The sequence below is a fragment of the Infirmifilum sp. genome (genome assembly GCF_049970975.1).
Classification (GTDB): domain Archaea; phylum Thermoproteota; class Thermoprotei; order Thermofilales; family Thermofilaceae; genus Thermofilum; species Thermofilum uzonense.
The window spans coordinates 15,269-33,488 of the sequence record NZ_JBMFLX010000009.1; the positions used below are offsets into that span (position 1 = coordinate 15,269).

Annotated in this window: 18 protein-coding genes; 14 read left to right on the forward strand and 4 right to left on the reverse strand. The window is 51.0% G+C overall.

What is annotated here, in order from left to right; genetic code table 11:
• Window positions 1–113: 113 nt before the first annotated feature.
• The gene (locus ACP5KC_RS02920) at window positions 114–1,022 is read left to right on the forward strand and encodes a PLP-dependent cysteine synthase family protein (protein WP_428286820.1); all 909 of its coding nucleotides are present in this window, start codon (window positions 114–116) and stop codon (window positions 1,020–1,022) included.
• A 79-nt stretch (window positions 1,023–1,101) separates the two neighbouring features.
• A complete protein-coding gene (locus ACP5KC_RS02925; protein WP_428286821.1) occupies window positions 1,102–2,454 on the forward strand; it encodes a 4Fe-4S binding protein in 1,353 nt (450 codons plus the stop codon).
• Here the strand turns inward: ACP5KC_RS02925 and ACP5KC_RS02930 are convergent.
• Window positions 2,426–2,992, reverse strand: coding sequence for a class I SAM-dependent methyltransferase (locus ACP5KC_RS02930; protein ID WP_273433580.1), 567 nt, complete (start codon window positions 2,990–2,992; stop codon window positions 2,426–2,428). The genes ACP5KC_RS02925 and ACP5KC_RS02930 overlap by 29 nt on opposite strands.
• A 94-nt stretch (window positions 2,993–3,086) precedes the next feature.
• Between ACP5KC_RS02930 and ACP5KC_RS02935 the strand changes: the two genes are divergently transcribed.
• Window positions 3,087–4,256 (forward strand): MFS transporter, encoded by a 1,170-nt coding sequence (locus tag ACP5KC_RS02935; RefSeq protein ID WP_428286822.1) that lies wholly within the window; start codon window positions 3,087–3,089, stop codon window positions 4,254–4,256.
• A 56-nt stretch (window positions 4,257–4,312) separates the two neighbouring features.
• Here ACP5KC_RS02935 and ACP5KC_RS02940 read toward each other — a convergent pair whose 3' ends face one another.
• Both ACP5KC_RS02940 and ACP5KC_RS02945 read right to left on the reverse strand, forming a co-directional pair.
• Window positions 4,313–5,272 (reverse strand): hypothetical protein, encoded by a 960-nt coding sequence (locus ACP5KC_RS02940; protein WP_273433578.1) that lies wholly within the window; start codon window positions 5,270–5,272, stop codon window positions 4,313–4,315.
• 4 nt (window positions 5,273–5,276) lie between these two features.
• Entirely contained in the window at window positions 5,277–5,870 is a 594-nt protein-coding gene (locus ACP5KC_RS02945; RefSeq protein WP_052883903.1) for a MarC family protein, read from the reverse strand.
• 140 nt (window positions 5,871–6,010) lie between these two features.
• Between ACP5KC_RS02945 and ACP5KC_RS02950 the strand changes: the two genes are divergently transcribed.
• From ACP5KC_RS02950 to ACP5KC_RS03000, 11 genes are all read left to right on the forward strand, one after another.
• Entirely contained in the window at window positions 6,011–7,168 is a 1,158-nt protein-coding gene (locus ACP5KC_RS02950) for a DUF763 domain-containing protein (protein ID WP_424740477.1), read from the forward strand.
• 90 nt (window positions 7,169–7,258) lie between these two features.
• The gene (locus ACP5KC_RS02955; protein ID WP_052883901.1) at window positions 7,259–8,452 is read left to right on the forward strand and encodes an MFS transporter; all 1,194 of its coding nucleotides are present in this window, start codon (window positions 7,259–7,261) and stop codon (window positions 8,450–8,452) included.
• 31 nt (window positions 8,453–8,483) lie between these two features.
• Window positions 8,484–9,314 carry a PIG-L deacetylase family protein gene (locus ACP5KC_RS02960; RefSeq protein WP_273433574.1) on the forward strand — a complete coding sequence of 277 codons (831 nt, stop codon included), beginning with the start codon at window positions 8,484–8,486 and terminating at the stop codon, window positions 9,312–9,314.
• Window positions 9,315–9,379: 65 nt separating this feature from the next.
• On the forward strand, window positions 9,380–10,582 hold the full coding sequence (locus tag ACP5KC_RS02965) for a saccharopine dehydrogenase family protein (protein ID WP_257719671.1): 1,203 nt from the start codon (window positions 9,380–9,382) through the stop codon (window positions 10,580–10,582).
• Window positions 10,583–10,626: 44 nt separating this feature from the next.
• Window positions 10,627–11,346, forward strand: coding sequence for a Fe-S cluster assembly ATPase SufC (gene sufC / locus ACP5KC_RS02970; protein WP_273433573.1), 720 nt, complete (start codon window positions 10,627–10,629; stop codon window positions 11,344–11,346).
• A complete protein-coding gene (sufB, locus tag ACP5KC_RS02975) occupies window positions 11,343–12,755 on the forward strand; it encodes a Fe-S cluster assembly protein SufB (RefSeq protein ID WP_428286823.1) in 1,413 nt (470 codons plus the stop codon). The genes sufC and sufB overlap by 4 nt, the downstream gene beginning before the upstream one ends.
• The gene (locus ACP5KC_RS02980) at window positions 12,752–13,837 is read left to right on the forward strand and encodes a SufD family Fe-S cluster assembly protein (RefSeq protein WP_428286824.1); all 1,086 of its coding nucleotides are present in this window, start codon (window positions 12,752–12,754) and stop codon (window positions 13,835–13,837) included. The genes sufB and ACP5KC_RS02980 overlap by 4 nt, the downstream gene beginning before the upstream one ends.
• 154 nt (window positions 13,838–13,991) lie before the next feature.
• Window positions 13,992–15,065 (forward strand): sugar ABC transporter substrate-binding protein, encoded by a 1,074-nt coding sequence (locus tag ACP5KC_RS02985; RefSeq protein WP_236944922.1) that lies wholly within the window; start codon window positions 13,992–13,994, stop codon window positions 15,063–15,065.
• 40 nt (window positions 15,066–15,105) lie between these two features.
• Entirely contained in the window at window positions 15,106–16,098 is a 993-nt protein-coding gene (locus tag ACP5KC_RS02990; RefSeq protein ID WP_052883896.1) for an ABC transporter permease, read from the forward strand.
• A 6-nt stretch (window positions 16,099–16,104) separates the two neighbouring features.
• The gene (locus tag ACP5KC_RS02995; RefSeq protein WP_052883895.1) at window positions 16,105–16,866 is read left to right on the forward strand and encodes an ATP-binding cassette domain-containing protein; all 762 of its coding nucleotides are present in this window, start codon (window positions 16,105–16,107) and stop codon (window positions 16,864–16,866) included.
• Between the two features lie 70 nt (window positions 16,867–16,936).
• Window positions 16,937–17,932 carry an MDR/zinc-dependent alcohol dehydrogenase-like family protein gene (locus ACP5KC_RS03000; protein ID WP_273433427.1) on the forward strand — a complete coding sequence of 332 codons (996 nt, stop codon included), beginning with the start codon at window positions 16,937–16,939 and terminating at the stop codon, window positions 17,930–17,932.
• Window positions 17,933–17,984: 52 nt separating this feature from the next.
• Here the strand turns inward: ACP5KC_RS03000 and ACP5KC_RS03005 are convergent.
• Window positions 17,985–18,220 (reverse strand): TM1812 family CRISPR-associated protein (locus tag ACP5KC_RS03005; RefSeq protein WP_428286825.1); only part of this gene is annotated, 236 nt, incomplete at its 5' end.

The window sequence follows — 18,220 nt, forward strand, 5'->3', positions numbered from 1 at the left end:
CCAACGTTTTCCTGAATATATTTTCCTTATAAAAAGCTTTACTTCTAAGGGGCAGGCTCGAGACGGGAAAAGTTCACCCCAAATGTTTTATATCCACCTGGAGATATTCGAGTGTGAGAGAAATCCTCGACTTGATAGGAAATACTCCAATGGTGAGGCTGAGAAACATACCGGTTTTGCGTGAGCGCCAGGTTTACGTTAAACTTGAATACATGAATCCAACCGGGAGCCATAAGGACAGGATAGCCGTATACATGATAAAGGATGCCGTGGAACGAGGCCTTCTAAAGCCTGGGGGAACAATCGTAGAGGCCTCGAGTGGAAACACCGCGATCAGCGTAGCGTGGGCCTCTAGGCTCTTAGGCTACAAGGCGATAATAGTCGTAGAGGAGGACACATCGCCTTCAAAGGTGTCCATGATAAAGGCCCTAGGCGCGGAAGTCCACTTCGCACCCAAGGTTCCACGCAGCCACCCCGACCATATGTTCAATGTTGCCGAGAGGATTGCCCGCGAGAGGGGCGGAGTTTTCCTCGCACAGTACGCTAATGAGGCAAACGTTACAGCGCACTTCGAAACCACGGGCCCTGAGATATATCGCGAGCTAGGCGACAGAATAGGCTGCTTCGTTATGGGTGTTGGAACCGGTGGAAGCATGGCAGGTATCTCAAAGTACCTTAAAACAAAGTGCAGGAGAGGCCTTAAGGCAATCGCTGTTGTACCTCGCGGGTCTCCAGTATTGGGTCATCCCGGTAGAGGTGAAGAGATAGAGGGCCTCGCGGTCTCCGGGGTTCCTGAAATCTTCATAAGATATAGAGGTCTGGTGGATGAGGTTGTCGAGGTCGGCTTCAGCGAAGCCCTAGAGAATATGCTGAAACTGGTTCGTGAAGAGGGAATTCTAGCTGGTCTCTCAACCGGTGCCAACATAGCTGCGATACTTAAAGTTCTCGACGGTTGTGATGACGCGATAGTAACGCTCGCCGCTGACAGCTTCTTCCGTTATACACACCTAATAGGCGTCTAGAAAAATCTACGGGAAAAGGTCCGTGGTTACGGCATAAATCCTTTATAGATGGCTTCCTTTAAAAAATACGGTTTGAGAAATGGTTGAGGTAAAGGTTCTCAGCGTCGGGGAACCCCCGTCCCCTGAAGACCTGTCGAGGCTAGCGGACACCTTTGACGGCGTTATAGTTGTCGGGAAAGGGTATCCTTCTTCCTGGCACACAATAATACAGGCTGTGCGCAGGGCTGGCTCACGTTGGCACAGGATAGTATTCATAAACTCTGAAAGAGACGTTTATGCAAATGGTCTAAGCCTCGAAGACGTAATCGAAGCCTATAAGGCCTATTTCGAGGCTCTATCAGAATTCATACCAGTCGTCGTCTCAGACACGGGGAAAACCGTATCGAGGCGTGACCTGCTCAAATCAGGGCTGGGAGTATTCTTTGTATACACGGCTCTACCCGACGTAAAGCTGCAGGAGTGCTCCTCGCTTCGTGACTGTCGACTCTGCCTCTCCTCCTGCCCCTTCGACGCGATCAGCGGCAAGCCTCCTAAGGTCTCAGAGCGGTCATGCCTGGAGTGCGGTCTGTGCACCTCAGCTTGCCCCACAGGCCAGTTATTCACCCCTGTTTATGCCCCGGAGGCCGTCAGGAGGCTGTTCCGAGCGCTTGCCCAGATAGGGGCTACAAGGATAACGATAACGTGCCCACTTGCGAGGACACGGTTTTACAGTGAGCGGCATGAAGGTTCTCTTCCAGTTGAGCTCCAATGCATTGCATCGCTTCGCGTCCACGAGTTCCTCTACGCCAGGCAACTCGGATTAACCATAGACTACTATTGTCCCGACGATATAAGATCAGACTGCCCCAGACGCAAGGCTGCAGAAGATTACATAGCGATGATGAAGGAGCTAGACTCCATCATTAAACCAGTGGCTCAAGCAATCGTTGACGCCTCCACTCTGGGCGCTCTCTTAGAACCACTCGCACGCGAAGAAGACACGTGGGCAGACTTGGAAAGACTACCCCTCTTCCGCGTTGACGTAGACAAGGACAAGTGTACCTTGTGCGGGGCCTGCGCGAACTCTTGCCCTACACACGCTCTAACCCTCACCCGCGGTGACCAGTACAGTCTATCGTTTAACCACTCTTCCTGTATCGGCTGTAACACCTGCGTGAGAGTATGTCCCGAAGCTGCTTTAAGGCTTGCAAGGGCTGCGAACCCCCGTCTTCTCACCAGCAAGGAAGGTTTTATCGCCGCCCAGAGCCCGATTGCACGGTGCAGGTCCTGCGGCAAAGAGCTTGGCCCAGAGAGGATGATAAAGCGTTTAGAAGAGAAGTTGGCTCGGTCTGGTGCTCCACGCTCTGTACTCGAGTCTATTTGGCTTTGCCCTGAGTGCAAAGCGAAAGCATCAGAGGAAGAGTTTAAGCGTTTGTTAGGTGCTCTTTCATAAATACTGCATAGAATACCCCGTACGTGGAGCTCAGCGCCTCTATTTTACCATGTTCTCCTAGTAGGCTTGTCAGCTCGCTTACAGTAAGGAGCCTAGCCGGAAAGCCAAGCATCTTTTCGAATGCTCTCACTAATCTGCCTACCGGGCTCTCCCTGTCAAAGTCAAAGACATAGAGGCTGCCTCCCTCTTTCAAGACTCTTAGCGCTTCCCTCAAACCCTCGCTTGGACTATCCAGGTGGTGTAGAGAGTCGTGGAAAACCACTGCGTCAACTGAATCAGCTCGAACCGGTAGGAAGCAGGCGCTTGCGGCTACGTATTCAAGGCTGGGGATTGTCTTTTTCTTAGGGAAGTGTTGTGGGAGGACATCTAATATCAGTTGGATCTCGAATTTATCCTTAAGGTGTTCTGAGAGCCTGCCTCTAGCCCCGCCAACGTCAACCAGTATTCTCGCGGGCTTTATTTTCCCCGATGCCCAGGAGTAGTACCGGCTGGGGACCAAGCGGTAAAGTAGTATGAGAAATATGTCACCGAGTCGCATATTGTACTATTATTTCCCTTGAGTCTTATGGTTTGCGATGATATGAAAGATAAAATTTATATGTCATATACAATGAACATATTTGGATCTAGAAATGTTAGACAAGCTGAAGACCTTGGAGAAGAGCATCCTAGCCTTACTGGCCTTAGTGTTGCTCAGCTCGATCGGGAACGGTATAATAAACGTTCTAATACAACCCTACTTAAAGCACATAGGCTTGGACCCCCGCGAGGTTGGCCTCCTCCAATTCATATCATCTGTAGCGACTTCTCTCTCCCTCGTTCCTGCAGCGTACACCTCCGACAGGTATGGAAGGAAAAAGATAGCCATAGGCTCTCTAATCTTCTCCATACCAGGATTCATCTTGATACTCCTCCCGGCGGAACGCGTTGTGCTTTACGTTGGTTTCGCCCTCTTGGGAGTAGGAAATGCCATGACGGCGGTCACGCTTAACCCGCTACTGGCTGATGTCACTCCTCGCGAGAAGCTGGACCTAGTGGCATCCGCATCACAGATTATAGGACTCGTAGGCTCTCTGCTCGGCATGGCTCTCACATGGCTTCCCCAATTGGCCAACATTTCTCTCGGTGAGATAGCCGTGGCTTACAGGATGCTCATGGCCTTGGGGGGAGCAGTATCGGTATCTGGTTTTACCTTCCTATTACTTGTTCGCGACCCATATGGTGCCCCAAGAGGGTTTAAGCTTGGCTTCTCAAGGGAAACGCTTCTCTTAACGTCACTCTCCGCACTTACGGCGCTGGGTGCAGGGGCTTCAATCTGGATGATTAACTACTACTTTATGTCTAAGTTCCTGGTGGAGGCAGGGGAGCTCGGGACGAGGATGATGGCAGAGACTCTTCTGATGATACCTTCAACGTCACTGGCACCACTCGTATCCGAGAAGCTAGGGACGCTCAGGGCTGTAGTCTTGCTACAGTCTGCCTCTATACCTTTCATAATAGCGACTGCATTTTCCCCGGATTATCTCGTAGCGGCTACAGTGTTTACCCTTAGGAGCGTTTTAATGAACGCGGCGAACCCCCTTATGTGGTCGCTCACTATGAGGATCATAGGAGAGGAGGAGCGCTCCAGGTATACGATGCTTAACATGCTTGGATGGCAGCTTGCTGGAGGTGTAGGAGCGGCTATAGGCGGATGGCTCATGAGCATCAACTTGGACTATCCTCTCTTCTTCACATCCCTGATATACTTGACTCAGACTATCCTCCTATACCTCATCCTGCACAGAAAGACGCAGGTATAAACTGGAAGCCTAGCGCCTTAAACAAGCCGTTTATCGACGCTTGACGAGGTAAACACTTAAGGAAATACAGGCTTCTCGCTTTCAACAGATTCAAAAGAAGAAGCCCATCTTGCATGCTTAACGTTCCTCCAGAGAAGGGGTCTAAGATACTTGGTCTCCTCCGGGACCATGATTAGCTCCCCAAACACAACTCTTACGCCCATGGATCTTAAAAACCTGTAGAAAGCAACTTTCTCCCGTGTAGTGAATTGGCTAACTATCAAGGCCTTCTTCTCGTCTACGATTGAAAACCAGTAGCCGAGAAGCGTGGTCACGGTCCTAGCCACAACGGGGCTACGCCACCCCTCGATAATGTAGACTTGGACGGGATTCTCAACGATGGGTTGAACCAGGTAAGCCCTATTTCCCTTCCAGAAGGGTTTTAAGTGTTTTCTGAAATGATATGCGAGGGTGGAGCTACTCAATTCGCGGAGAGTTTCGTCTAACCTTAACGCCTTTTTATAACATTCAGTTATCTTTTCAAAGGGTGAGTCCAGCTTAAAGGAGAGGACCGCCAGGTCAACGGCGTCCGGTCTTGTGTAGAACCCCTTGGGAGGTGTAGGAAGGGCGTAGTCCTCTTCCCTTGGCTCTCTTGGAGACGAGGAGGGATAGGAGGTAAAATCCCAGTAGTTGAGCTCTAAACCCTTTATAAGGTGTTCGTCTTGTAGCTCGAGCACCCTCTTTAGGGACGCAAATCCAACGCAAAGAGTGTTTCGGACGGGACCCTCCAGGCTGGCAATGAGGGTGGCGCCCAGCCAGGAGGGGCAATGACCATCTATAAGCAGAGCTACGGGGAGGATCCTGAGCTTTGGAAAGTCTATGAGAAAACGCATTTGGAGTATCGAGCTTAGCTCCCTGTAGGCTCTCCGTGCAATATGTGGTGGGAGCCCCGAGCCCCTTGAAAGTTGAGCTATGCTTTCAGCTGTCGAATAGGATGCTAGGAAAGACAGGTATTCCTCGCTTAGTTCAAAGGGCATGTATTCAGCTCCCCTTAAGGACTTGGCGGAGAGCGTCCTCGAGGCCTGACCTTATCATTGAGACTGCTAGGACAGCTAATAGCAGCGAGAATATTCTTGCAAGAACGAGGATGGTGTTCTTCCCAATCTTCTGGATGATGTGGTTGCTGCCGACGAGTATAAAGTATGCAATGATAGTGTTTAATGCAATTGAAAGCAGCGTGGGAAGCACACCGTACACCGTGCTGAGGTACATGACTACATATATGCTACCCGGCCCGGCTAGTAGTGGAGTAGCCATAGGGACTATCGCCACGTCCTCGCTCCTAAGTGTCTCAGCCTCTACACGGCCGATCAGCCCCTCGAGAGAAATTAAGAGTAATAAAAGCCCCCCTGCTATCTTGAAGTCCATAAACGTCACGTTGTAGTATTGGAAGAAAGAGTATCCGAAGAGGGCGAAGAAGATTAGCAGCGCGGAGGCCACAATTATGGATTCCGCAAATACCTTTTTCCTACTACTCTCTTCCATGTTGGAGGTGAGGGAGTAGAATATGGGAATGTTTCCAATTGAGTCGAGGACAATAAACAGCATGATGAAAGAGTCCCAAAACGACCGCATAAGCTATGATACGTGTCCTGCTTTATTAAAATATGTTTAACATAGCTACGAGCGATACCCGAGGAGGCGACTAAACATCTCTTACTTTCAGCCTACTAAACTAATCCTTTTTAACTAGGATCGTGAGTTTTAGTTTAGGAATGAGGACAGGAATCGCAGAACTCCCACTTCACACGGGGAAGGTTCCTCCCTGGCTCCTTTCCAGGATGCATAAACTGGCCCGCATAGTAGTCGAACTAATAATAGACGAGTACGGGCCAAAAGGGCTCCTTGAGAGGATATCCGACCCGGTATATTTTCAGGCTATCAACAACTTGATAGGCATGGACTGGGACTCCTCGGGGTCCACGACTGTTACAACCGCGATCCTAAAAAGCGTTCTCGACGAAGCTGACCTAGGCGTAAAGGTTGCCGGAGGGAAAGGTGAAAAGAGCCGAGAAACTCCTCAAGAACTCGAGAAGATAGCCGTCCACTTCGGGTTAGACCCCGAGAAATATACTCGCACCTCTTACCTAGTAGCCAAGGTCGACAGTGCCGCGGTTCAGGCAGGATACCAGCTTTATCATCATGCGTTTTTCCTGGCCGAAGACGGGTCCTGGGCTGTTGTTCAACAAGCAATGAAGCCTTCTGAAAGAGTAGCGAGGCGGATGCACTGGTACTCTGGGAAGGTAACAGACCCTGTCTCCGAGCCATACTCCGGTGTAGCGGGCGTCAAAGAGGAATTTGTCTTGAACACGGTAGCATTAGAGGCATCAGGTTTCAGGAGGCTTGCTGTCGACCTAGTACAAGAGCCGCCTTCAAGGATTGAAAGCTATTTGAGGCAAGCTGAGGCTATCCTCAGGGGGTACCAGCCAATCTTGCTATATAGACCGTACGAGCCTGTTACCCTCAGGAACACTCTTAAACGCTACGCTAAACTAGGATTCCCTAGGGCTGAGAGACTAGGGCTCGAGGCTGCCAGGCAGGCAGGAGTAGACAGTTATTCGGATTTACTAGCGGTTAGAGGTGTTGGCCCATCTACTATAAGGGCTTTGGCCCTCGTAGCGGAGCTCGTCTACGAGACTCCTCCCTCGTGGCGAGACCCCCTGACTCATCCCGTTGATCCCTTCAAGTTCGCCTACGCTGTTGGAGGTAAAGACGGGGTTCCCTTCCCAGTTGATAAGAAGACTTATGACGAATTAGTCTCGATTCTAAACGCTCTTTTAGACCGGAAAATCTACACGAAGAGGGTTCTAAAACAGATTGCCATTTTAACCCGGAACTGGAACCCTCCCCCGGAAGAAAAGAGGCCCACCTAGAATGAGGCCCCCAAACTCCCTCCACGCGACAAGTCTAGGAGCTAAACGCAAGGCTTATACATTTTATTCTCGTAAAAACTTCTGACCTTAATGGCGGATGAGAGGAGTAAAGCGTATAGGGTTATTCTGTCCTTCGGGCTTGTAAGCCTCCTCGGAGACATAGTCTACGAGGGCTCCAGGGGGACAATACCCGAGTACATGAAGTTTCTGGGAGCCTCTGCAGCCGTTGTAGGCACAGTCATGGGTTTAGGGGAGCTTATCTCGTATTTCTCAAGGCTGGTCGGGGGCTATCTGGCAGACAAGACTAAGAGCTATTGGATCCTAGTATTCCTCGGCTACGGCCTCATAATCGCTATACCCTTGATTCCCCTAAGCGAGATCCTAGGCCTAGGATGGACTTTAGCTGCAGTCCTCGTAGTTCTTGAACGATTCGGAAAGGGGGTCAGGACACCATCCCGTGATACAATCATCTCGTTCGCCTCCAAGAGCATCGGGAGCGGCAAAGGCTTCGGCCTCCACGAACTAATGGATCAGATAGGCGCCACCTCGGGCCCCCTCCTATTCGCTTTACTTTTAGCGGTTACAAGGAGTTACCGCGACGCTTTCCTATACTCTATAATCCCATACGTCCTACTAATGCTCACACTCGCAACCGTGCGTGCAAAGACTAAGCTACCGGCCGAGATGACATCCAGCTTCGCAACTAAGGACGCTAACAGAAAAGTATTAAACAGGAGAACCCTGGCCTACATTACCGCCGTAGGCATTAACGCTTTAGGCTTGTTTCCAGCATCCCTCATACTTTACCTGGCGGCTGAGACACCAGAAGTCCAAGCAATGGGTGCATGGCTTCCACCAGTATTATACGCCACGATACAGCTTGTAGACGCCTTTTTCGCCGTAGCTTTTGGCCTGCTCTATGACAGCTACAAGCTCTGGGTCCTCCTATTTCCCTTCACGCTCTCCATAATCATTCCCTTCCTCTCACTCCAGAAGAGCTTCCTGTTCATCGTGGCTTCTGCCGTGATCTACGGTGTCGTGTTAGGCTCGCAAGAATCTGTGTACAGGGCGGCCGTAGGGGATTTAACAGAACCATCGGTGCGCGCCACAGCATACGGCGTCTTTAGCACAGCGGTCGGTTTGGGAGCGCTCGGAGCAGGAATCATCTACGGGCTAATAATAGACCTTAACCTACCCATATACGCTGCAGCCGCATATGTCCTGGCAACGCAAGCTGCGTGTCTATCACTCCTACTCTACGTTATCAAGAGCAAGCAAGGGTAACTTTTTTAGAGTAAAGAGTTATGCAACTTACATGGAAAAACACACGGAATTTTCTCTCGAGACTGAAGACATCGCAAGGCGCCTCGTTCGAGAATCAGGACTAAACGAGGGTTTGCGCAATCTAGCCAGACACCTCTATCCCGAGCTCTCATCACCTTTTGAAAACGTAGAAAAAATACTGTGTATTCAGCCCCACCCCGACGACTGTGAGCTCGGGGCTGGAGGCACAATAGCGGACTTGACCTCGAAGGGCGTAGAAGTCGTATACCTCACTCTGACGGACGGCTCGATGGGTACATCCGATCCCGGTCTGAATCCACGGGTGCTGGCAGAGGTACGGAAGCATGAACAAGAGGAGGCGGCCCGGGTGCTCGGCGTCTCAAAAATAATCCCACTTGATTACAAGGACACAGAGCTCCCCTATACGCTCGATGCGCGGAACAGGATAATAAGCGTTGTAAGAATGGAGCACCCTGACATCGTCCTGGCACCCGACCCGTGGCTGATGTATGAGATACATCCCGACCACAGGGTAGCCGGCCTACTAGCCTCTGATGCAGTAATGTTCTCATCCCTCCCACACGTCGTGCCCGAACATAAGCCTCACATCGTCGCCGCAATATTATACTACTACACCGCGAAACCAAACTACTTTCACGACATCACGGCTACGCTTGAAAGAAAACTCCAGGCTCTCTCGAAGCATAAGAGCCAGTTCGAGCCCATATGGCCAATTCTCGAAGAGCAGGTGAAGACCCTCGCTGCAGCTTATGGCCAGGCTTCAGGGAGAAAATACGCGGAAGCCTTCAGGGTAATCCCGCTCTCTGTTAGTCATGCGACGCCGCTCTCGGAGCTAGTCTAGCAACCTGCTTTAACAATTTAAGCAGGTCGGAGTCTTATAAGCGGTGAACACGTATCAGGTTAGCTATCCTTGGTTGCGGAGCGGTCGGCTCCGTGGTCGCAAGGCTAGCACTCAAACACCGGGTTGCAGATGAGGTAACCTGTTTCGACAGGAATCTTGAGAGGGCGAGAATGTTCCTAGACTTCGAAGACTCCCACGATATACCTGTTGAAGAAGCTGATGCGATTAACAGCGAGATGCTTTCCTCTAAGCTATCAGGCTATGACTTCGTTGTAAACACGCTGCCAACCTTTGTAAGGATAAATGAGAGGGAAAAACTCCTCAATCCCATCGTCATGCAGGCCAGCTTGAAGGCAGGGGTACCCTACATGGACTTAGCGTGCTACGGGGGCAGACGCAGGACTGCAGAACAACTTGCACTCTCCGCGGCTTTCAGGAGAGAACACAACCTTGCAATAATCAACGCTGGCGCGTCTCCAGGCCTCACAAACCTCCTTGCTCGCGAGGCATACGAGGACCTAGACAAGGTGTTCTCGATAAAAGTGATGTCCCTTGAGGATCAGAAAGGTCCGTCCTTCTTGATATCGTGGTCTCGAGAAGAAATGCTCAACGTCGCTACCCCTGTTCTCGTGTATAGGAACAGGAGATACGCCTTCATAGAGCCCTTCTCGGAGTCCATCGAGTGCAACTTTCCAGCCCCCGAAGGCTCAGTTCGTTGTTACCCTGTGTCTAACGATGAGAGCTACACAATTCCCGTTTACCTCCGTACGCAGGACTTTGACTACTATGCTGGGGGGAGCGATATAGAAATTCTCCGGGCACTTTACAGGCTTGGAGTCCTCGAGGAGAAAACCCTTATTGTAAGGGGAAAGAGGGTGTCACTTAGGAGCCTGCTGTACCAGATCCTCAAGGAGCCCTCATCTCCTCGAAGCTATCTATCAGCAATCGAGGAGGGAGAGTTGGAGGACGCCTTCTTCGCGGTAGGAGTTGTTGCTATCGGCGAGATATCTGGTGAGAAGGGGCTCTCCAGTAGGAGTGTGTTCTTTCCAAGCCAGAGGAGGGTGAACAACCTTCTTCCCGGTGCCACTTATATAACCTATCCCACGGCGCTCGTAGTGATAGCCCTGCTTCAGAGCTTGAAGGGTCGCAATTTGCACGGTGTTTTCCCATTGGAGGCTCTCCCAGGAGTAGTAAGGAGAAATATCCTCGAAACTCTCGAGGAACACAAGATATTTGTGAACAGGGAGTTCAAGGTTGAGGAGAAGTAACAAGTTTTTATACAGGCTTCGCGTATTATGACGGTGGCATATGTATGGTGGAGCTTGAGGTAAGTAATCTTTATGTGAAGGTTGAAGGAAGGGAGATAATCAGAGGTGTAAGCTTTCACGTAGGCGGGGGGAAGATCACTGTAATTGTAGGTCCCAACGGGAGCGGCAAGAGCTCGCTATTACTCAGTATTATGGGTCACCCAAGATACACAGTGACACAGGGCAAAATACTCTTAAACGGGGAGGATATCAGCAGCCTAAAACCACACGAGAGAGCAAGGAAAGGAATTTTCCTAGCATTTCAGAACCCACCTGAGCTTCCAGGTGTAAACATATTAAGCTTCCTCACCGAGGCAGCCTCGAAGTTGGGGCGTCCTTCGGATATAGGAGCAGTCTATGCTTCGCTTCAAGCAGTCGGATTGCCTAAAGAATACTCGGATCGCAACGTAAACGAAGGTTTTTCGGGTGGCGAGAAGAAACGCCTAGAACTAGCGCAAGCCTTCATGCTCGACCCTAGCGTGGTGATGCTTGATGAACCAGACTCTGGCCTAGACATTGAGGGTTTAAGGATGCTCTCTAGGCTTGTCCGAGACCTAGCCTCTCGTGGAAAAGCCGTCCTATTAGTTAGCCATAACCCGAAAACACTTGAGTACATAAGCCCTGATAAGGTACTTGTGTTGGTCTCTGGGCGTATAGCCCTTGAGGGTGGGATAGAAGTGGTAAGAAAGATAGAGTCTGAGGGATTCCCGGTGATAGCGGAATGAGCATCCCAGTTCCCATAGAGGAGTTAGCACTACCCCAATACGATATAAGCTCGATAACTTACAAGCCCCGCATCCAGCTCAAAGGAAGGATCTCAAGGAGCACAATCGAAGAGCTCTCAAGGTCCAAGCGAGAGCCAGAGTGGATGCTCAGGTTGAGGCTGCGTAGCCTGGAGCTTTTCGAAAAGCTGCCCACCCCGAACTGGCTCGTTGGGGTTGAGGAGCTGGATCTCGAGGAGCTTACCCATTACATTCAGCCCGACGTGGAACGTGTTTCAAGCTGGGACCAGCTCCCATCCGAGATAAGGAGGGTTTACGAGAAGCTTGGACTACCCGAGATTGAGGCGAGGGTCCTCTCGGGGCTAGCAGCCCAGTTTGAGAGCGAAAACATCTACTTGTCCTTTAAGAAGTTCCTGGAAGAGAAAGGCGTCATCCTCATGGATATGAGCGAGGCGGTCATAAAATACCCGGATCTAGTGAAAAAATACTTTATGAGGGTCTTCCCGCCCAGCGACCACAAGTTCGCGGCGCTACATGGCGCGGTCTGGAGCGGTGGTGTTTTCCTCTATGTGCCCCCTGGTGTGCGAGTCGAGGCGCCCATAGAGGCATTCTTCTTTGTAGCCAGCGAGCTAGAGGCACAGTTCGAGCACACGCTTATAGTGGCAGATGAAGGAAGCTTCATCCACTTCATCGAAGGCTGCGCAGCCCCGTTGTTCAAAAAGTACAGCTTTCACGACGGCATGGTTGAGATTTACGCGCATAGAAACTCGCACGTGAAGTTTACCACTGTGCAGAACTGGAGCAAGAACCTCATCAATTTCAACAATAAGAGAGCGATCCTAGAGGAAGGAGCTGTTGTAGAGTGGGCTGAGGGCAGCCTGGGAAGCAAGGTTAGTTATGTCTACCCCTCCGTGATACTCAAGGGCCGGGGCTCGAGGGCAAGCATTTATAACATAACCCTCGCTAAGGGTAAAACCTGGAAAGACAGCGGGGCCAAAGCTTATCATCTAGCCCCCGAGACGAGCAGCGAGGTTGTAAGTAAGAGTATTAGCGCACAGGGCGGAGTGGCAGTATACCGGGGTCTAGTAAAGATGGCTAGAGGTGCACGAAACTCTAAAGCAGCCGTGAAGTGTGACAGCCTCCTACTCGACACGGAGTCAAAGGCCTACACATACCCGAAAAACGAGATCGAGGAGGATGATGCTCTTGTAGTCCACGAGGCTACTACTGGTAGGCTAAGCGAGGACGCGCTCTTCTATGCTCAGTCGAGAGGCCTTACAGAGGACGAGGCTAGGCGTCTCCTCGTCATCGGATACGTCGGGGACATACTCAAAAACCTTCCATTCGAATACCAGGTAGTATTCAGGAGGGTATTAGAGCTCGAGTTCGAGGAGCTAGGTGGCTACGGTTGAGCCTGAAGGAACTCAAAGCAATCCCCTACCAGCCCGTGGCAGACTCACCGGCGGTCCGTTACTATACTGACTGGAACGCCTTTGAACCATACTTAGAGAATCCCGCTCCTCCTGTTCAGCTCGGCTGGGACGACGACGCGCTTAGACTACTCAACCTTAAGCCTGACCTTATACTCAAGCCCACGCCCTTAAAAGATAAACCCGAGCTACCCGAAGCAAGCTCTAAACGTGTGCTAGCCTTCCATCTAAACACGCTTAACTCTCAGGTAAACGTGTTTCTCCGCGATACGTCATACACGATACTTGTCCCCAAGCCCCGTGAAGGAGTCCTTGCAGCTCACCTATCTGTAAGGGCTACGGGAAACTCAACCCTTAACGTCTTGCTACTTTCACCAGCTGATGCCGAAGGGCTTAACACGCTCTCGATAGACGTGGAAGTCGATACGGCCTCAACTCTCAGGCTAAACTACATTATACGCGACTCCTACAGGGCTCCAAGCGCAATATTCCAGCGAACCAGACTTGACAAGGATTCAAGGCTTGAGACATTCTTGATTGGCTCACGAGGTAGAATGACTCATATGGAGATGAACCAGCTCCTCGAAGGAGAGGCTTCCGCAGCTGAGACCGTGGCTCTACTCGCAGCCGGTAAATTTTCACGCATCACGCTTGAGACAAGCGCTGAAACAAGGGCTCCCAGAACAGAGATATCCATAAGAGGGCTGGGCTTCGCAAACGAGGGCTTCATAGCTCATAAGGGATTTGCACGGGCGCGTCGCGGAGCCATGGAATCAAGGCTCGAAGTGCGTTCGAGGCTAATTCCTCTTTCCCCCACATCCAGGGTTTACGCTGCCCCCGTGCTGGAGATAGAGTCGGATGAGCCCAGCTATGCTGCTCACTCAGTAGCTATGGGTCCTCTAGACCCTGAACACATATTCTATATTGAATCGAGGGGGTTTAATGAAGCAGAGGCAGTGAGGCTTCTCGTCAAGAGCATGTACGCATCACTGATAAGCCGGATGCGGGGTAGCAGCCTCTACCAGGACGCGCTGAGGCTTCTCCTGGAGGAGCTAGGCTTATAGTTGTTAGTCTTAAAATCCCTGAATCTATAAAGCCGGGCACTTTTCCTTAGAAAATGTATATTCGTTTTATATAATTCCAGTAATAGCTAAAACTTTAACCTAATAAATATAACGGAATCAACTTATATATAGTGATAATGCTAAATATGATCGTATGAGCCAACAACAAAAGAGTAAAGGCACAGCGCTCGCAGTTTACATAATTATAGGCATCATAATTGGAGCAGTTCTAGGTTATGCAGTAGCCTCTATGACAATGGTACCTTATTCCAAATACGCTGCACTTGAAACAGAGTTAGAGCAGTACAAGGCTGGCGCTGGAAAACCTGGAGCCCCCGAGTACACATTCTACTATGTCTCCCACGGCGGACCAGCTGATCCATGGTGGGCACCCGTGATCAAGGGCTCCCAGCTAGCTGGACAGATGCTGAACGTCAAGGTGGTGTATAGTGGTCCCGAGAAGTTTAGCATACAAGCACTCGTCGACCTCTTGAACAGCGCTATAGCCGCTAAACCCCAGGGCATAATCCTAACCATAACGGACTACAAGGCGTTAGACGAGCCGGCTAGGCGGGCTATAAGTCAAGGGATACCTATAATAGCGGTAAACGTCCCTGACCCGAGGCCCGCAAACCAGAGGATACCCTACCTCAGCTACGTGGGGCAGAACGAGTATGACGCTGGCTATTATCTAGCGAAGTACTTGATCGACAAGGGATACAAGCCCAAGCGCGTCGTTATAGGCATACACGAAGTGGGCCACGTGGGCCTCGAGACCAGGGCGAAAGGCATAACTGACGCTATAACCCAGGCGTACCCCGGTACACCTGTCGAGAAGCTCGACATCACTACTGACCCCACCAAGGCGGCAGAGGCGTTCAAAAACTACCTCACAAAGTACCCTGACACAGACGTCATCTTCACGCTCGGCCCACTGGGGGCACACCCCGCGCTCCAAGTCCTAAAGGAGATGAACCTCGTCGGAAAGGTCCACCTCCTTACAATCGATATCGACGACGTCATTCTCAAAGCCATCGAGAACGGAGAGCTTGAAGCCGCGGTAAGCCAACAGCCTTTCGCACAGGGCTTCCTACCGGTAGTCTTCATGTACCTCTACGTCAAGTACGGGATAATCCCGCCAGCACACGTTCCCACCGGCCCAACGGTTATAGACAAGACAAAGCTAGACACTGTCAGGAAGCAGATAGCTACAACTGGTGGTGCCTAAAAATAAAACAAAATTTAGATTTTTTCTCAGGTGATAATAATTGGCTACACAGACAGCTTCCAGTAGAAAGTCTCTCCTACTACTAATATCACAGCATCCGGAACTCGGCGTAATTGCAAGCTTCTCGATAATAGCACTGGCTTTCCTCGTCATATCCCCCGACAAGTTCCCAACACCCTCAACCCTTTACAGCATACTTACTCTTGCAGGCGAGCTTGGAGTCACCTCGATAGGAGTCGCGTTCCTCATGATAACAGGCGAGTTCAACCTCTCGGTAGGATCAGTCTACGCCCTCGTCCCGATGTTTGTCGTCCTTATGGTCGACGCTGGCATGGACATGCTTCTCGCAAGCGTGATAATGCTCAGCGTTGCCTTCGGGATAGGCGTGCTGACAGGCTATATAACTGTTAGGACAGGGATACCCAGCTTTATAACATCCCTGGGCATGATGATGTTTCTGCGAGGAATACTCCTAGCCATCACGGGAGGCTTCCCCGTTAGGCTGGAGGGGTCGCACTGGCTCACAGATGTATTGAACGGCGCCGTAGGCGTCGAAGGGCTGAGAACCAGCGCCGCCTGGCTACTCGCACTTACCCTGATCTTTCTAATAATACTCGACTACACCCCTTACGGGAACTGGACCTATGCTGTAGGCGCTAGCCCCGCTACGGCCCGCGAGCTAGGCGTAAAAGTCTGGCGGGTCAAGCTCGTAAACTTCGGGATCTCCTCGCTACTCGCCGGTCTAGCCGGGCTCATGGCTCTCTCAAGGTTCAAGATAGTAGACCCAACCCTAGGTCAAGGATTGGAGCTAGAGGCCATAACCAGCGCTGTGCTAGGAGGCTGCCTGCTCACAGGTGGGTACGGGAGTATCTTCGGCACATTCCTGGGAGCCCTACTCGTAGCCTTGACAAGAGTTGGCCTTGTGCTTGCAGGGGCCCCGGCCTACTGGTACAGCGCATTCATAGGTGTGATCCTGATAATAGCAACAATCATCAACACGTACGTCGTGAGAAAGTTCGTTACTTCAGGGTGATCTCCCATGGATAAGCTCCTCGAGATGAGAGGCATCGTGAAGAGGTTTGGCAGGGTGGAGGCACTTAGAGGCGTGGACTTCCATGTTAACCGTGCGGAAGTAGTGGGGCTCGTAGGGGACAACGGCGCTGGTAAGAGCACACTCGTCAAGACCATCGTCGGAGTATATCATCCAGATGAGGGCGAGATATACTGGGAGGGCAAGCCGACCATCTTCAGGGATCCCGGCGAGGCTAGAGCTGCGGGGATCGAGATAGTATACCAGCACCTCGCCCTTATAGACCTCTTGAGCATAAGCAGGAACATATTCCTTGGGAGGGAGCCTGTGAAAAGAATAGGACCTATAGCTTTCCTCGATAGACGTGCCATGGACGAGCAGTCATGGGAGATTATAAAGAGTATAGGCTTGAGAAGGCTGAGATCCCCGTCCGAGCGTGTCGCCAAGCTTAGTGGAGGGGAGAGGCAGTCAGTAGCCATAGGGAGGGCTATGCACTTTAAGGCGAAGCTCCTCATATTGGACGAGCCTACCGCTGCTCTCTCTGTACGTGAGACAAGAAAGGTGTTGGATCACGTCCTAGAAGTCAAGAACCAGGGTGTAAGTGTGATAATAATCTCCCACAACATATACCACGTCTACGAGGTCTCGGACAGGATAGTCGTCCTAGACCACGGTAGGAAAATTCTTGACGTTAGAAAAGAGGAGGTCACCCCGGAGGACGTGATTGAAGTAATAAGGAAGGGCGAACCCCTACAAAAAGCTGGATCCTAAAGCTGTGATGGTTCAAGCTCCAAACCACCTAAACTTTTTTACACCAAGAGCTAAATACATTTGATAAGCCTTGAAGGCCCTCATACTATATGGTCCCGGCGACCTACGATTAGAAGACGTAAAGGAGCCCGAGCCCCCAAGCGGCTGGGCCCTCGTAAAGACTGAAGCCGTGGGTATTTGCGGCACTGACAAGGCATTTTACAAGGGGACATACCCCCTTTTCAAGAAGCCCTTAATACCTGGACATGAGGTAGCGGGAAGGGTGGTAAGCGACGGGCCTCTCAAAGGCTCCCGGGTTGTGAGCGAGATAAACTTCTCCTGTGGAAAGTGTGAATACTGTAGGCGTGGGCTATACACTCATTGTCCATATAAGAAGACGCTAGGCATAGACTTCGACGGGGGTTTCGCTGAATACTTCGTAGCCCCACTAGAGGCATTGCACCGGATCGACGGGCTCTTAGACCCGGTTACCGCGACCGAGGTTGAGCCACTTGCAGCAGTACTAAACGCTTTCACGCAAGCCCCGCCTAAACCGACGGATAACGTCGCCGTAATTGGGACGGGTAACATCGCTCTTTTAACAGTACACGTTCTCCGATGGCTTGGCCTCGAGCCGGTAGTAGTTGCTAGAAGCGGGAGCTCCAAGGCACATTATTTCGCCGAGCAGGGCTTCAGAGTTCTCGTGGATGACGAGGTTTTCAGCTATATACGGGAGAAGACACCCGAGGGTTTAGGGTTCGACGTAGTAGTCGAGGCCAGTGGAAGCCCCGAGGCCTTAGACAAGGCTATAAGCCTCACGCGTCCAAGAGGCGTGATACACCTTAAGTCGACTCCTGGCTCACAGTTCAAGGTAGGCATGACCCTTGCCGTAGTAAAGGAGCTTAGAATAATCGGCACGAGATGTGGTACCTTTAGAGAGTTTCGGAGAGCCATAGAGCTTTTAAGCAAGGGGGTTGTCAAGCCAGCCATTACAAAGATCTTTGATGGATTAGATAACGCGGTAAAAGCTTTCGAGGCCTCTCTCCGGCCAGAGGAGTTTAAGGTGGTCGTGAGAAATACAAGCTGAGCCTTAGAGGGTTGTCGCCTGGATATAGACTAATTCTATTATATTGCAAAGGCTATGTTATGACGGCGTCCTCCAGGATATTCTTTATGCAACACCAATAGCATCCTTTTACTCGAATCTGAATTTCGCTGTTAAACTTACGTACCTCTATAACCTCATCGTGGAATCCCGCGTGAGCAATGAAGTCTCGCTTGAAAATGGGGTCGCATTTCTTCACAGGGCTCTGAACTCCCTTCCGGTATTTGTAATAAGGCGTCCAGTCCTCCAGTATCTTTCCCTTAAGAAAAT

Excerpts from the sequence above, each read along its gene's own strand:
- ACP5KC_RS02925 (WP_428286821.1), top strand. The coding sequence starts at position 1,102 with ATGGTTGAGGTAAAGGTTCTCAGCGTCGGGGAACCCCCGTCCCCTGAA.
- ACP5KC_RS02930 (WP_273433580.1), bottom strand. The coding sequence starts at position 2,992 with ATGCGACTCGGTGACATATTTCTCATACTACTTTACCGCTTGGTCCCC.
- ACP5KC_RS02935 (WP_428286822.1), top strand. The coding sequence starts at position 3,087 with ATGTTAGACAAGCTGAAGACCTTGGAGAAGAGCATCCTAGCCTTACTG.
- ACP5KC_RS02940 (WP_273433578.1), bottom strand. The coding sequence starts at position 5,272 with ATGCCCTTTGAACTAAGCGAGGAATACCTGTCTTTCCTAGCATCCTAT.
- ACP5KC_RS02945 (WP_052883903.1), bottom strand. The coding sequence starts at position 5,870 with ATGCGGTCGTTTTGGGACTCTTTCATCATGCTGTTTATTGTCCTCGAC.
- ACP5KC_RS02950 (WP_424740477.1), top strand. The coding sequence starts at position 6,011 with ATGAGGACAGGAATCGCAGAACTCCCACTTCACACGGGGAAGGTTCCT.
- ACP5KC_RS02955 (WP_052883901.1), top strand. The coding sequence starts at position 7,259 with ATGGCGGATGAGAGGAGTAAAGCGTATAGGGTTATTCTGTCCTTCGGG.
- ACP5KC_RS02960 (WP_273433574.1), top strand. The coding sequence starts at position 8,484 with ATGGAAAAACACACGGAATTTTCTCTCGAGACTGAAGACATCGCAAGG.
- sufC (WP_273433573.1), top strand. The coding sequence starts at position 10,627 with ATGGTGGAGCTTGAGGTAAGTAATCTTTATGTGAAGGTTGAAGGAAGG.
- sufB (WP_428286823.1), top strand. The coding sequence starts at position 11,343 with ATGAGCATCCCAGTTCCCATAGAGGAGTTAGCACTACCCCAATACGAT.
- ACP5KC_RS02985 (WP_236944922.1), top strand. The coding sequence starts at position 13,992 with ATGAGCCAACAACAAAAGAGTAAAGGCACAGCGCTCGCAGTTTACATA.
- ACP5KC_RS02995 (WP_052883895.1), top strand. The coding sequence starts at position 16,105 with ATGGATAAGCTCCTCGAGATGAGAGGCATCGTGAAGAGGTTTGGCAGG.